This is a genomic window from Lysinibacillus mangiferihumi, assembly GCF_003049665.1.
In the GTDB taxonomy this organism is placed as follows: Bacteria; Bacillota; Bacilli; order Bacillales_A; family Planococcaceae; genus Lysinibacillus; species Lysinibacillus mangiferihumi.
The window spans coordinates 1-14960 of record NZ_PYWM01000026.1; the positions used below are offsets into that span (position 1 = coordinate 1).

Consider the following 14960-nt stretch of genomic DNA (forward strand, 5'->3'; position numbering starts at 1 on the left):
ATTCTCACCTTTTCCGCGGGTAGCACTCTCTACTTCGCGGGTATTCTCACCTTTTCCGCGGGTAGCACCCTCTATTTCGCAGGTATTCTCACCTTTTCCGCGGGTAGCACTCTCTATTTCGCGGATATTCTCACCTTCATTGCTAACTATCTATTCACTAGATCCGTCCATTCATTCTTGCAGCTTGTTGTAAAGGATCCCATACCCCATTGAAAGGTGGTGCATATGCTAAATCTAAATCGAGTAAGTCCGGTAATGTCATTTTATTGTATAAAGCGGTAGCAAAGACATCAATACGTTTATCTACACCAGCAGGTCCAACGATTTGTGCCCCTAATAGTTGCTGATTTCTCTTTTGGACAACAATTTTAATATACATCCGTTGTGCACCTGGGTAGTAGCCTGCAATATGACGTGCTGAGAGTTTATATGCCTCGTAATCGAACCCAAGCTTTTTGGCAGTGTTTTCATTGATGCCTGTAGTAGCGATTGTCAAATCAAAGAATTTCATTATAGAGGTGCCAACAATGCCCCGAAACGGTGCAAACTTTCCAGACATATTAAGTCCAGCTAAGCGCCCCTGCTTATTTGCTGTCGTTCCAAGAGGTACATAATCTAAGCGTTCCTTTACAATATGAAAATGGGTTGCACAATCTCCAGCCGCATAGATATTCTCAACCGACGTCTCTAAGTGGCGGTTAACAACGATGGCTCCATTTTTAGCTAGTGCAATGTTTGTCCCATCTAAAAATTGTGTGTTCGGTTTTATGCCAGCAGCGACAATTACTAAATCCGTCTCTAGCACGCCATTATTTGTAATAATTCGTTCAACTCGTGAAGAGCCTTCAAAGCCTTCAACATTCGTATTTAATAGAAGCTCTATTCCTTGCTTTTTCGCCTCATCATGAACATGCTTTGCTAGTTCTTCATCTAAAATATTGGCAACTTGACTACCTCGTTGAATCAGTCGAACTTTTTTATTACATGCATGAATCGTTTCGGCCATTTCAAGTCCGATATAGCCTCCACCAAGAATGGTCACCTGTTCGATATTTGGCGATAAATCGGCTAGTAACTCTTCTAATCCAGGTATTGTTTTAATTTTATGAATACCAGCTAATTCTGCACCTTTCTTTACTGGCATTATCGGATCCGCTCCAGTAGCGATAAGAAGCTTATCATAAGCAATTTCGAATGGTTCGCCTGAAAATTGCGTACCCATAACAAGCTGGTTCTCAACATCGATGCGTTCGACCTCATGTCCAACGCGTGCATCAATACCGTATTTATCTCGGAATGTCTCCACATCTCGCGCGATTAGGCGCTTTGTCGATGAAATCCGACCATCTACTACATAAGGCAATCCACATTGTCCATATGAATAAATAAATCCACGCTCTAAAGAGGTAATTTCTGCCCCTGGTACATTTCTATAAATCTCCATAGCGGCTGACATTCCCGCCGCATCTCCCCCAATAATTACGAACTTCATCCTACAAACCCCCTTATTCATATCCTAATTCTACATACTGGTTCATATATAGAGGACACGTTCCGCCTCACACAGCGACTTTAAATCAATGTTAACAAAAAGCCAAATACAAATGCACGTTTCCAGTACTACCATTTTCTAATTTATCGTGACAAAAAAACAGGTAAAGAAAAACAATTGTTTTTCTCTACCCGTTTTACGTACTTAAGCTTTTGTGATCTCTTCTTTGCAGAACGTTAAAATTTCTTCTAATTCATCATCTTCCAGTGCAAAGTCTAAATACTCTCCCTCTGCCTTCTCCATAATGAAATAATTTAAAATAAATGGAGCTCCTTCTTTTTCACCAATTAAAACACGAATTTCAATACCTGCTTCATGGTATAGCTCATCCTCTTCGTCAATGTCCACATCTAAAATAAATTCAAAACGTTTACCTTCAATAATATTCGTCGGATCTAAAATTTCTTCCATCGAGAATTGTGTAATATCCATTTATACTAGCTCCTTTATCTTTACCTATTCTTTTCTATAATAAATCAATTTCAGCATGGGTCAACTAGAAAACCTGTATACACCTTCATGCAATTATGACACAATAAAATAAAACTTTTAGCCGTATGCTATTTTTCAGCAATCAAAATTAGCTAACAGTTAACGCTTGGCAAGCTACATACTTATTACATAAAGGAGGCTTTTTAATGAAAGAGCTACTATATTATCAAGACGCTATGCAACAAGAATTTACAGCAACGGTTGTACGTACTGGTAGTGAGCCTGATGGACGCCAGTACGTTGTGCTTTCTAATACCGCCTTTTACCCTACCGGTGGTGGTCAACCACATGATACAGGTACTTTAAACAATACTAACGTAATCGATGTCGAAAAGATTGACGATGAAATACGCCACTATATCGAGGGTGAAGCTTCTACTTTTTCTGGCGAAGTACATGGCAAATTGAACTGGAAGCGCAGATTTGATCATATGCAACAGCACGCTGGACAGCATATTTTAACAGCAGCATTTGTCGAACTTTTTGATGCACCAACCGTAAGCTTTCACCTCGGTAGTGAACAAGTTACAATAGATATTGCTGTAGACTCATTATCAAATGAACAGCTTGCGGCGGCTGAAGCTCGGGCAAATGCTATTATTTTAGAAAATCGCCCAATAGAAACAAAATGGATTACCGAACAGCAACTTGCTGACTATAACTTGCGTAAAGAGGTAGCTGTCACAGGAGCTATTCGTTTAGTCATCATCCCTGATTTCGACTACAATGGCTGCGGTGGAACACACCCGACATCTACAGGGCAAGTTAGCGCAATTAAAATTCTAGGGACTGAAAAAATGAAAGGCAATGTACGGGTCTCCTTTGTATGCGGAGGGCGGGTTTTAGCAGAGCTAGCGATGCGCAAGACCGTACTGGCGGACGTGGCTAGACAGTTAAGTGTGCCAGAAGCCGAAGCAGCAACTGCCCTTACAAAGCTTTTAGCAAGCCAAAAAACGACAGAAAAAGCGCTTGTAGCCGCAAGAGAAGAATTGCTTGCTTTTGAGGCAAAAGCATTAGCTGCTAGTGATACACATATTATCGCTACTGCTTTTCATAATCGCACGATACAAGAGCTCCAAAAATTAGCTCGTTTTATTGTTGCTGAACGTGCTGATGTGATTGCCCTACTTGTTTCAGAAAATGAAGATAAATTACAATTTGTAGCTGCTCGCGGTACACAAGTAGACACCAGCATGAAAGAGCTTGCTACAAACGTTTTACCATGTATTAATGGTAAAGGCGGTGGTAGCGATCAGATGGTGCAAGGCGGTGGTGAGCGCATTATTACTTGCGAACAACTGCTCACTGCTATGCAAGTTGCGCTACAATAAATCTATATACAGTAACAAGCCTCGCACAGCAAAACTGCTTTGCGAGGCTTGTTGTGTAATGACTTAATTTTCTAGATTAAAACCCTTCAAGAATAAGTTGATTGCCATTAACTTGAGTCGCTTATTCCAACAAAATTCAAGCTGCCCAAATAACTTTGGACAGCTTTAGCTTGTATTTTATAATTTGAATTTTTGGATGGCTCCATGTAGACGGTTTGCCATGTCCGACATTTTTACAGTTTGCTTGTTCATTGCCTCTACCGTGTTCATTTGCTCTGCAGTAGCATTTTTTACTTCCGCTACATAATCACTTGCAGCATGGGCAGTTGCCGCCATTTCCTCCATAGAAGCAGAAACCTCTTCCGTATTAGCTGACATTTGTTCTGCGGAAGCATTCATTTCCTCAATTTGACCTGCTATTTCACCGACAGCTTGAACTATCTCTTCAAAGCGCTCTCCTACTGCTTCGATTGCTACTAGACCTCGCGCTACATTCTCCTCGCCATTTTCTGCTGCTTTTACAACCTCTATTGTGTGCGCCTGTACTCTATCAATTAATATATTAATTTTGGCAGCAGAGCCAGCTGTTTGCTCCGAAAGTTTTCTTACCTCCTCTGCAACTACCGCAAAGCCTTTGCCTGCATCTCCTGCACGCGCAGCTTCAATTGAAGCGTTTAATGCTAATAGGTTTGTTTGGTCTGAAATATCCGTAATCATTTTGGAAATTAGCTCTATTTCTTTCGATTCCTGTTCTAGCTTATGGATAATGTCCAGTTCTATAGCTGTTCCACGTTGTATTTCATCCATACGGCTAATCGATTGCTGGACTGCTCCGTTACTTTCACTTATTTTCTCGGAAATAAAATCAGTATTCGTAGCTATCGTTGAAGCAACTTCAGCAAAGTTTTGAATACCAAGTGCCATTTGTTCCATCGCTGAGGCACTTTCCTCCGCCATTGCCGTTTGACTTTGTGCGCCACGATCTACCTCACCTATTGCAAGTGCGATTTGCTCAGAATGTTTAGTGACAGCAATTACATCCCCCATTAACTCACAAGAGGTTTCATTTACCGCAGTCGCTTCTTTACCAGCTTGCGATATCATATCTCGCATATTATCTGCCATTTTATCTAAAGCCCGCACCATTGTCCCCATCTCATCAATACGCTTCAAATATTTAGCCGGGATTTCTTGTGTAAAATCTCCCTCAGACAATCCTTCACTAATACGAAGTACGTGGCGAAGCGGTTTACTTACAGATCTCGATATCGCAAACGAAATCAACAATCCCAAGATAGAGACGATAATCGTCATTATAATAAAGTTTGTCTTCAATTGTGAAAGCCCTGCTAGCATTTCATCCTCTAGTGCGACAACCCCCATTTTCCAACCATTATCTAACGTATGATACCCCATTAAACTTGTACCTTGTTCCTTCGTATCGAAGGAGAAATAGCCATTTGTATTACGAATCATTTCTTTTGCAGCTAACGATTCACCTGTTATTTCGCCAGATTCTTTTGCGGCAGAAATTGCATTCACTTGCTCTTTCACAAGGGCATGGTTCTTATGTCCGATAACGGTACCTTTTGCATCTAACATAAGGGCATAACCATTTTCTCCAACTTGAATGTCTTCAACAATGTTAGATAAATAATAACCATCTATACGCGCTAACAATAATGCTTTTTCACCTGTCACAGTATCAATTGGTGCTACGATTAAAATAACTGGTTCACCTGTGACACGACTAATCGTGATTTCTGACATTACTGTCTTGCCTGTAAATCCTTCCTTTATATAATCACGATCACCTAAATCTGCTGTTGTATTATCTAAATAATGGGCTATCCCATCAGATGTGATAATGCCAAAGCCTAGATAATTTTTACTATCATCCATACGCTTTGTTAAATAGGTTTTTTGCTCCTCAAAGTCCATACCACGGATAACTGCTTGTTCCGCAATAGCCTCCACTTCCACTAAAGCTAGCTGAAAGTGCTCTTCTATATATTTTGATACATCTGCTGCTCTCGCTATCAAATTCGATTCAACCTGGTCTTCAACTGCTTTTGTACTATTCAACCATGTAGAAAAACCAAGGGTACCACATGTAACAAATACTAAAGCGATAATTGCTATAACTAATTTACCACCAATACCTTTAATCCACATATTCGCTTTGCTCATTTCTCCAAATTTATTTTTCATTATCATTTTAATTTTTGTAATTTTTTGCCCTTCTTCTTCAAGAGTAAGGTCACTAAAACTAGAAGTCAATAAAAGTTTTCCAATAAGGATAAAAAATGTATAAAATTGTATTTATTATCATACTCATAGTGCTTATAGTCTAATACATTTTATCCATACTCTTCCTAAATCGTTATTAAATAGATTTTTTATGGAATAAAATTAAAAATTTTTCCATGGTAATTTGATTATAATTTGCTTTTTTTGCTGATTATAAAAAATAGAACACAATCTGTTTACTTTGGAGGGGTGTATTTTTTATGAGTGCAGATAATAATGTCTCACGTCGAGATTTTTTAAAAACAACAGGTATTGCAGCTGGTACATTAGTCGGTGGTGGATTAATTGGTGGTCTTGTTGGCTATAACATCAACGGTAAAGGCACTGCTACAATAGAGCATGGTAATGGGACGACAAGTGAAGCTGCTGGTTCACCTAAAGCAAAGATGTTTTTCATGAACGAGCGCGATTTTAAAATTTTATCGAATGCTACTGAACGTATTTTTCCCAAGGATGATTTAGGACCTGGTGCGATTGATTTAGATGTACCTTACTTCATAGATCATCAGTTAGCCGGACAATATGGCAGTAATTCCAAAGAATATATGCAGGGTCCTTTTGGTGAAGGTTCCCCTACACAAGGCTATCAAAGTCGCTTAACACGCGCTGAAATTTTCAAACAAGGCATTGCCAAAATGGAAACGGAAGCTCAAAGTCGATTCAAAAAAAGCTTTAATGATTTAGAGGGCAAGCAAATGGATGAAATATTAACAGCTTTTCAAAAAGGTGACATACAAATGAGTGGTGTCACTTCCGCATTCTTTTTTGCACTATTACGTGCCGCTACTTTAGAAGGAGCGTATTCAGATCCTTTATACGGTGGGAACCGAAATATGGAGGGTTGGCGTATGAAAGGCTTCCCTGGTCATCAAATGGCTTATATCACAATGATTGAAGATCCTAAGTTCCAAAAAATTGAACCAAATCAATTAGGCAATCACTAATCTCAGGGGGTTTATAGATGGCAACAACATTACCAAGTGTAGACGTTGTAACAGTAGGTGTTGGGTGGACAGGTGGCATTGTCGCTGCTGAGTGCTCGAAAGCTGGATTAAAGGTCGTTGGTTTAGAACGTGGTCAGAAGCGTGGCACCGAGGATTTTTTAAGTATTCATGATGAATACCGCTACGCAATTCGCTATGATTTAATGCAAAATCTTTCAAAGGAAACAGTTACTTTTCGTAATAATCGAAAGATGCAAGCTTTACCGATGCGTCAACTCGGTTCCTTTTTATTAGGTGAAGGGCTTGGAGGGGCTGGGACGCACTGGAATGGTATGACTTTCCGCTTTTTACCGTATGACTTTCAGATTAAAACCATGACAGACGAGCGTTATGGGGCAAATAAATTAGGGCCTGACTATCTATTGCAGGATTGGGCACTAAACTACGATCAATTAGAACCCTATTTTGATAAATTTGAAAAAACACTTGGCATTTCAGGGGATGATAAAAATCCTTTTGCAGGTAAACGCTCAAGTGCCTATCCAACACCTCCTATGAAAATGACGCCTATGCTACAACAATTTGAGAAAGCAACAAAAAATCTAAAATTATCACCTTATATGGTTCCTTCTGCCAACATTTCAGAAGTCTATAAAAATCCTGATGGTGAAACAATTAATGCTTGTCAATATTGCGGCTTCTGTGAACGTTTCGGTTGTGAATATGGGGCAAAATCTTCCGCGGAAATTACCGTAGTACCTACTGCTTTAAAAACAGGAAATTTCGATTTGCGCTTTAACTCTAACGTTGTAGAAATTTTAAAACAGGGTAACAAGGCAACCGGCGTAAGATATATCGACACGGTATCTGGTGAGGAGTTTATTCAGCCTGCGAATATTGTCGTATTAACAAGCTATGTCTTCAACAACGCTAAGCTGTTAATGGTTTCTAATATTGGTCAACCATATGATCCAACAACAGGTAAAGGAACATTAGGTCGAAACTATTGTTATCAAATATTACCTGGTGCTAGCGGATTCTTCGATGAACAATACAATACTTTCATGGGTGCAGGGTCTCTTGGGATGAGTATAGATGATTACAATGGGGATAACTTTGACCATAGTGAATTAGATTTTATCCACGGTGGCAATATAGCGCTTACTCAAACAGGTACACGTCCTATTAGCTCTAACCCAACCCCTCCTGATACGCCAACATGGGGACCAGAATTTAAAAAGCAGTCTATTCATTACTATACACGTTCGTTTGGTATTGGCGCTCAAGGTGCCTCTATGCCACATAAAGAAAATTATCTGTCTCTTGATTCCAATTACAAAGATGCGTATGGGTTACCACTCATACAATTAACCTACAACTTTACTGATCAAGATCGGGCACTTCATAAATTTATTTCAGCTCGCGCTGCTGACATTATGAAAGAAATGGGTGCCAAAACGATTGTACCTAATGCAGAAATTACAGATTATAACATCGTCCCTTATCAAACGACACACAATACAGGTGGGACAGTTATGAGCTCAACACCAGATAAGGGCGTTGTGAATAACTATTTACAACATTGGGATATAGAAAATCTTTTCGCTATAAGTGCTGGAAGCTTTGCTCATAATAGTGGCTATAATCCAACCGGTACCCTCGGCGCACTAGCTTATCGCTGTGCAGAAGGTGTTGTGAAATATAGCAAATCAGGTGGTGCGTTAGTGTAGGGCAGCTATCTTTACTATGAAAATTGGAGAGGAGGATGAAGCGATGGGAGGTCTTGGTGCAATCGGCATTCCTGGGTTAATTATCATTTTGGTCATTGTACTTATCGTTTTCGGTCCAAAAAAATTACCAGAAATCGGTGGTGCAGTCGGTAAAACATTTGCAGAGTTCAAAAAATCAACAAAAGGATTAATGGATGACGACGATGAGCCTGCGAAAAAAGTAGAAAAAAAATCTGATGTTTCGTAGGAGGTTTCCTATGGATCCTTATGAAGAAAAAAATTATTTAAGTCCACTCGATAAAAAGCAAACAGAGCCTCCATCCTTACAGGAGGCTTTTGTTGAAATAGCCAGTATTGACGATGAGCAGACAATTGTCGAAGATAAACCACTTTTCCCTGTAGACTCTCTACTGGAGCATATTACAGAACTGCGAAAACAAATCATTAAAGGGCTTGTCGTCTTTCTATTATTTTTTATTGTCGCATTTTCAACCATTAATATTTGGTTTCCTTATGTAACTCGTGGCCATTCACTTATTATATTAGGACCTTTAGAGGTCGTTAAGTTTTATATGACCATTTCAACTACTCTAGCCTTTGGTCTATCGATGCCCTTTCTCGTTCACTTTCTTTGGAGCTTTGTCAAACCCGGCTTAAAGGAAGAGGAAAGCCGTTTTCTCGGGCTCTATGCACCTGTAATGTTTGTGCTCTTTTTATTAGGTATCGCATTTGGCTATTTTGTTGTAAACCCACTTAGCTATTCATTTTTAGTAAGCTTAGCTGCTGCTAATTTTGATGTAATGGTATCAGCTAGTGAATACATGCATTTTTTAATTATGACGACTGTACCACTCGGCTTATTATTTGAGTTACCCATCGTTGCACTCTTTTTATCGTCTATTGGTTTACTAACTGCCGAATCCATGAAAAAAATACGAGGCTGGTCCTATATCGCAATGGGTGTTGGCTCTGCAGTTATTACACCACCTGATTTCATTAGTCAATTACTTGTATTAATACCGATGATTATTTTATACGAAATTAGTATTCATCTTGTTAAACGTATAGAACGTAAACAACTGGAAAGCACTGCGTAACTACTAATGTTGATATCGGGCATGGAGGATTATATCCATAAGCATATCGCGCCCTTCTCGCTTGCGTAAAAATATTTTAAAATAATTCTTGTATTTCACCGTAGAGGCTGGGACAAAAGAGAAAAAGTGTTAGATTGACTGCCATCAATCTAACACTTTTTGCTGCGCCTTTGTTGTCCGCTTCGGCGGTGCTTTCCGCTCAGCACAGTAAGCCGCAACCCTCGCTAACGCGCAGAATGCCAGCGTCTTACGCTGTGTGCGTTCTGAGCAGGAGTCACCGCCTCGCTACCAACAACTAGTGAACACTTCTAATTTTTAATTTTTGCAAAAGCAAGAATGGCTAAGTTCCCATAATAGCCAAAATTTACGAACACCTTTCCTCTGTTCCTTAAATTTTTTTAGTTATGTGCCAGCCTCATTTAACGTCTGCACAGCGCTGAGATTAGAAAACCTAAGGGATATCGTAGATTTCATCGAATAAGTTTTTTCTGAAATACATTCCCATAAATGCATATTTATTAAAGTTAAGATGGAATTAATTTAAAGTTAAGATGGTTTTTTATTTTAATTTATATACTGTCATTGGAGGTGTTCAATATGTGCAGTAACATAATTGAAACTGTCAATTTATGCAAAAAGTATAAAACGACATATGCTGTAAAGGATTTAAATTTGCAAGTGAAGAAAGGTGAAATCTATGGTTTTTTGGGACCCAATGGCTCAGGAAAAACCACTTCTATCAAAATGTTATTAGGGTTAATAAAGGCGACAGCTGGTTCTGTTACTTTATTTGGAAAGCAATTAGAAAGTGATAGAAACCACATATTAAAAAAAGTGGGTGCATTGGTTGAATCACCCTCTTATTATGGTCATTTAACAGGTTATGAAAATCTTAAAATTATTCAACGTATGCTTAATGTATCAGAAAAGCGAATTGAAGAAGTATTAAATATTGTTAGATTAACAAAGGCTAAAAATAAACTAGTTAAACAATATTCTTTAGGAATGAAACAACGACTTGGAATTGCAATAGCACTTTTAGGCAAACCTGAATTGCTTATTTTAGACGAACCTACAAATGGTTTAGATCCAGCAGGTATTCATGAAATTCGTGATTTAATAAAAAGTCTTCCTGAAACCGATGGGATAACAATATTAATTTCTAGCCATTTACTTAGTGAAATTGATCAGATGGCTACACAAGTAGGAATTATTTCTGAAGGAAATCTTATATTCCAAGATTCTATAGAGGTATTACGCAATAAGAGTGATTCCCAAATCAGAGTGCGCGTAAATGATGCTAATAAAGCAAAAATTATTTTAGAAAACAAATTCGATGATAGCATTCAATTAGATGCTAATAGTAATTTGATTTTAAATAAGACAGATGATAATCACATTTCTTTGGTGAATAATATGTTGGTCGATTCTAATCTATCAGTATATAGAATTGAAGAAATAAAATCTTCTCTTGAAGATGTCTTTCTTAACATAATTAAGGGGGAATATTCATGAGAGAGGTCATTATAGGAGATAGGATAAAGTTTAAACGTTCAAAGTTATTGTTAATTGCTTCAGTATTCCCTTTATTCGTTTTTATAATGAACTTTTCAGATTTTTATTTAAGGTTGGACTTTAATAGAGAGTTGGCACAAGAATTACATACTACTGAATGGTCTTTTCTTGTAATTAGCTGCCACTGGGCTATGTTCATTATGGTGCCTTTAAGTATTACTATATTTGCTTCTAAAATAGTCAATATTGAACACGAGGCCAATACTTGGAAGATCTTATTTGCTTTACCTATATCAAAATATTCAATATATTTATCGAAATTTATTTATTTATTTTTACTTTGTATGTTTTCCGCTACTTTTATTGTTGGATCTTTGCTTTTCATTGGTATTTTTTTAGACTTTAATGGACCAATACCATGGGATTTAATTTTAAAACAAGCCTTTTATCCCTATATTGTATCTTTTCCATTAATGGCTTTTCAGCTATGGGTATCAATGGTTTGTCAGAACCAAATAATCCCTATATCTTTAGGGATTATATTCACTCTTTCAGGATTTTTCCTTCAAAATGTGAAATGGTTATTTTGGGTTTACCCAATTTGGGGGACTCCTATCTTACCATCTGATGAATTTAACAAAGTAATAATTAATACCGATTTATCATTTTTCTTTATTATGAGTTTAACAGTAGGATTATTGTTCTTGATAGGCGGTATGATTCATTTTAGTAAGAGAGAATTGAGATGAGATAGAGGGTGAATGAAATTGATAAAGACAATGGTTTTTATTGAATTTATGAAGTTAAGGCGTCAATGGCTTTGGGCGGTATTAATTATAGTTCCACTTGTAAGTTGTTTATTGGGCTATAATAATTTTTTTACTTATCAAGATATATTAGTACAGATAGATGACAATGAATGGATAGAAGCATGGACACAAGCATCACTATTTTATGGAATGATAATGTTACCTATTTTATCTGGGTTTTATTGTTCTTTAAGTTGTCGAAATGAAAATTTCGGCGGAGGTTGGAAACAAATGTTGGTATTGCCTCCCTCAAGAGTAGAAATCTATACAGCTAAAATGATTATTATTTTATTTCTTGTGTTAGTAACACAATTAGTTTTAATAACAGAATTTATTATCACAGGATTATTACTTGGACTTCAAGATTCTATACCGTGGTTTTTCTTATTTAAAGTTCTTGTTCTCGGCTTTTTAGCGGTTTGTGCTTTAGTAGCTATTCAACTTTGGATGGCATCGCAAATTAAGAGCTTTGTTACTCCCATAGCAATAAATGTTGCACTTACTCTGTTAGCTTTTATAGCAGCAGGTGCCGAATGGGGTAATTACTATCCATGGGCACAGCCGACCCTTGCCATGTCTGCTCCTGATGAAGTAGGAATCAGTTCATTATTGTTCTTTTTATCTATAAATTTAGTGATATTTAGTCTAGCAACAATTATAGGAGTAGCTTCATTTGATAAAAAAGATATAAATTAAAACCATTTTTTCTTAAACTTGAGAGGAGCATTAAAATGACAAAAAAGGTACTTATAACTAACTTAATATTAATGATTATTGCTGTACTATCTATGTTCTGGAATTATTTTCAGGCATCTGCGGTGTATAAAATGTTTACAAATGATATAGGGATTAAAACTATTGATTTTAAATTGGTAACTATAGAGTTTACTGGTACAGATGGCTCCATACAGAACATATATAATTATCCGGTTTTTATAATCAGCTTCATAATGATAGTAAATATTTATTTCTTTATTGTAAGTAAACGCTCTGAGGTAAATACAATAGATATTTAACATCGAAGGAATGAAGGAAATTTAGACTTATGGAAATGCTTCTTAAAGAACATTTCCATAAGTTTTGTAAAAATGAATGTAAAATAAATGAGGCATACTTAAGAGGCATTAGTTAAATCCAGCTTAAAACTAATATAAACAACGGTCCCTTTATTTAAAGTACTTTCAACAGAAACAGTGCCTTGATGAGCTTCAATAAGTTGTTTAGCAATACTCATACCTAATCCTGTACCTTCAGAAGGTATTTTAGTTGAAGTTCCTCGATAATAACGATTAAATAAATTTTTCCTAGTTTCATTATTCATCCCGACACCATTATCTGAAATTTTGATCATTAACTTATCACTGTTCATAATAGATATCATGATTTCAGTATTATTAGGATTATGGATGATGGCATTCATTAAAAGGTTATTAATAGCTCGTTTTAGTATCTGTTCATCAAATGTAAAGATTACAGGCTGAGTTGTATTTATCCCGATTGAAATATTTTTCTGTTTAAGTAATGGATTTTCTGTTATTTCCATAACTATTTCATGAATAAATTGAGAAATGTCTTGTTTGTTTAAATTTAAAGGAAATTGTCCATGATCAAAATGAAATACTGTATTTAAATCTTCAATTATATTTTCCATATGAATGGCTTGTTTTTTTATTTGAGCGGCGAACTCTTGTCTTTCTTGTTCACTCCATTCATGTTCAGTCGAAGATAACATAAATGAGTAACCTTTTATATAAGTAAGAGGCGTCTTTAAATCATGGGATATTCCTGCGGTCCACTCTTTTCTCATTTTTTCTAATTCTTTTCTTTCTAATTCATTTCGTTTTAATATGCCCATTAAGGTTCTCAGTTGAATAAAAATATCTTGGAAAATACTAAATCGTGGATTTTTATATGGTTTATTATTAGCATTCTTCCTCTTTCTTTTTGGTTCTTGATATATGCCTTTTGATAATAATAGGATCCATTCTATAATGTAAAAAAAATCTGACCCTATCCACCAACCATATAATAAACAGAAAATGATAACCGCTAGAAAAGGTAAGATTGGTAATAATTTTTGATCTACAAAATAAGAAGCAATAGTATCATCCGAAGTGAACCAAATAATTGCATGATTAACAAAAGTAGATAATAGAATAATCATACATAAAACAAAAACACCTAAGAAAATAAGGCTTCCAAGAAAGTGGAGTGCTAGCTTAATTTTTACTTTCATATGTCCCCCATTTTTGGAGGAATGAATTTATAACCTATGCTCCTTATATTTACAATTATTTTTGGTTTTTTTACATCCTCCTCAATTTTTTTTCTAAGACGTAGGATATGAACCATAACAGTATTTCGATCATTTAAGCCCGTTGATTGCTGCCATATCTTTTCATAAAGTTGTTCAGCTGAAAAAACTTGATTGGGATTGGCACAAAAAAAGGATAGCAGTTCAAATTCCTTTGCAGGACATATTATGCTCTTTCCGTTAACAAAAAGTTCTCCTGTTTTTTTGGATAAACTAAAATAACCATAATCGTATTGATCTTGATTTAATAATTTATTTTGTGATTGCAACTGTAAATTGTGACGCCGCATGTGAATCTTTATGCGTGCTACTACTTCAAGGGGATTAAATGGTTTAGTAATATAATCATCCCCTCCTATATTTAAACCAGTTAGTTTATCAATATCTGACGTGCGAGCACTTATAAATAAAATTGGAACATCACTTTTTTTCCTAATTTCTTGGCAAATTTGAAATCCATCTATATCTGGTAGCATGATATCTAGGACAATTAAGGAATAATCAACGTTATTTATTTTTTCAAGAGCCTGTTTGCCTGTTGCTGCAATATCTATATCTATAATGCCTTCCTTTTGTAGCATTATTTTTAACATATCTAGTAAACCTTCTTCATCATCAACTAATAATATTGGATACATTTCTATCACCTAGATTATTATCTTTTATTTTTTGAATATATTTAACTTTTTTAGTATATTAATTTGTTTCTTACTATTTATTATTAACATAGTCAACTATACAATTCCAATATTTTCATAAAATGATTGATTTAATTTTTAAAAGAGTTTAATGGAAAATATTAAAATGGGTTCTTAGCAGGAGTAATACTTAGCATCCACATCTAGTGAAGAGCAAGAAATATATGA

At 36.2% G+C, this 14960-nt stretch carries 14 protein-coding genes; 9 read left to right on the forward strand and 5 right to left on the reverse strand.

The genetic code is table 11. From position 1 onward, the window contains the following. Positions 1–157: 157 nt before the first annotated feature. Together C9J37_RS20440 and C9J37_RS20445 are read right to left on the reverse strand one after the other, a co-directional pair. Positions 158–1492 (reverse strand): FAD-dependent oxidoreductase, encoded by a 1335-nt coding sequence (locus C9J37_RS20440; RefSeq protein WP_107896866.1) that lies wholly within the window; start codon positions 1490–1492, stop codon positions 158–160. A gap of 204 nt (positions 1493–1696) precedes the next feature. Then, positions 1697–1984 carry a DUF6509 family protein gene (locus tag C9J37_RS20445; protein ID WP_024360765.1) on the reverse strand — a complete coding sequence of 96 codons (288 nt, stop codon included), beginning with the start codon at positions 1982–1984 and terminating at the stop codon, positions 1697–1699. A 206-nt stretch (positions 1985–2190) separates the two neighbouring features. Here C9J37_RS20445 and C9J37_RS20450 point away from each other — a divergent pair, with 206 nt between their 5' ends. Beyond that, the gene (locus C9J37_RS20450) at positions 2191–3375 is read left to right on the forward strand and encodes an alanyl-tRNA editing protein (protein WP_107896867.1); all 1185 of its coding nucleotides are present in this window, start codon (positions 2191–2193) and stop codon (positions 3373–3375) included. 177 nt (positions 3376–3552) lie between these two features. Here C9J37_RS20450 and C9J37_RS20455 read toward each other — a convergent pair whose 3' ends face one another. After that, the gene (locus tag C9J37_RS20455) at positions 3553–5655 is read right to left on the reverse strand and encodes a methyl-accepting chemotaxis protein (protein ID WP_235617190.1); all 2103 of its coding nucleotides are present in this window, start codon (positions 5653–5655) and stop codon (positions 3553–3555) included. A 230-nt stretch (positions 5656–5885) separates the two neighbouring features. Between C9J37_RS20455 and C9J37_RS20460 the strand changes: the two genes are divergently transcribed. The 8 genes from C9J37_RS20460 to C9J37_RS20495 all read left to right on the forward strand — a co-directional run bounded on the left by C9J37_RS20460 (position 5886) and on the right by C9J37_RS20495 (position 12796). Beyond that, positions 5886–6629 (forward strand): gluconate 2-dehydrogenase subunit 3 family protein, encoded by a 744-nt coding sequence (locus C9J37_RS20460; RefSeq protein ID WP_107896868.1) that lies wholly within the window; start codon positions 5886–5888, stop codon positions 6627–6629. 17 nt (positions 6630–6646) lie between these two features. Then, positions 6647–8359, forward strand: coding sequence for a GMC family oxidoreductase (locus tag C9J37_RS20465; protein ID WP_107896869.1), 1713 nt, complete (start codon positions 6647–6649; stop codon positions 8357–8359). Between the two features lie 43 nt (positions 8360–8402). Next, the gene (gene tatA, locus C9J37_RS20470; protein ID WP_024360772.1) at positions 8403–8606 is read left to right on the forward strand and encodes a twin-arginine translocase TatA/TatE family subunit; all 204 of its coding nucleotides are present in this window, start codon (positions 8403–8405) and stop codon (positions 8604–8606) included. A gap of 10 nt (positions 8607–8616) precedes the next feature. Then, positions 8617–9456, forward strand: a complete 840-nt coding sequence (gene tatC / locus C9J37_RS20475) for a twin-arginine translocase subunit TatC (protein ID WP_107896870.1) — start codon at positions 8617–8619, stop codon at positions 9454–9456. A gap of 597 nt (positions 9457–10053) precedes the next feature. Next, positions 10054–10971 (forward strand): ABC transporter ATP-binding protein, encoded by a 918-nt coding sequence (locus tag C9J37_RS20480; protein ID WP_107896871.1) that lies wholly within the window; start codon positions 10054–10056, stop codon positions 10969–10971. After that, positions 10968–11720, forward strand: a complete 753-nt coding sequence (locus C9J37_RS20485; protein ID WP_107896872.1) for an ABC transporter permease — start codon at positions 10968–10970, stop codon at positions 11718–11720. The genes C9J37_RS20480 and C9J37_RS20485 overlap by 4 nt, the downstream gene beginning before the upstream one ends. 18 nt (positions 11721–11738) lie before the next feature. Beyond that, complete coding sequence (locus tag C9J37_RS20490; RefSeq protein ID WP_167397383.1) at positions 11739–12476, forward strand: ABC transporter permease; 738 nt, start codon at positions 11739–11741, stop codon at positions 12474–12476. Positions 12477–12511: 35 nt separating this feature from the next. Beyond that, on the forward strand, positions 12512–12796 hold the full coding sequence (locus tag C9J37_RS20495) for a hypothetical protein (protein ID WP_107896874.1): 285 nt from the start codon (positions 12512–12514) through the stop codon (positions 12794–12796). A 98-nt stretch (positions 12797–12894) separates the two neighbouring features. Here C9J37_RS20495 and C9J37_RS20500 read toward each other — a convergent pair whose 3' ends face one another. Together C9J37_RS20500 and C9J37_RS20505 are read right to left on the reverse strand one after the other, a co-directional pair. Then, entirely contained in the window at positions 12895–14016 is a 1122-nt protein-coding gene (locus tag C9J37_RS20500; protein ID WP_107896875.1) for a sensor histidine kinase, read from the reverse strand. Continuing rightward, positions 14013–14732 carry a response regulator transcription factor gene (locus C9J37_RS20505; protein WP_107896876.1) on the reverse strand — a complete coding sequence of 240 codons (720 nt, stop codon included), beginning with the start codon at positions 14730–14732 and terminating at the stop codon, positions 14013–14015. The genes C9J37_RS20500 and C9J37_RS20505 overlap by 4 nt, the downstream gene beginning before the upstream one ends. Positions 14733–14960 lie beyond the last annotated feature (228 nt).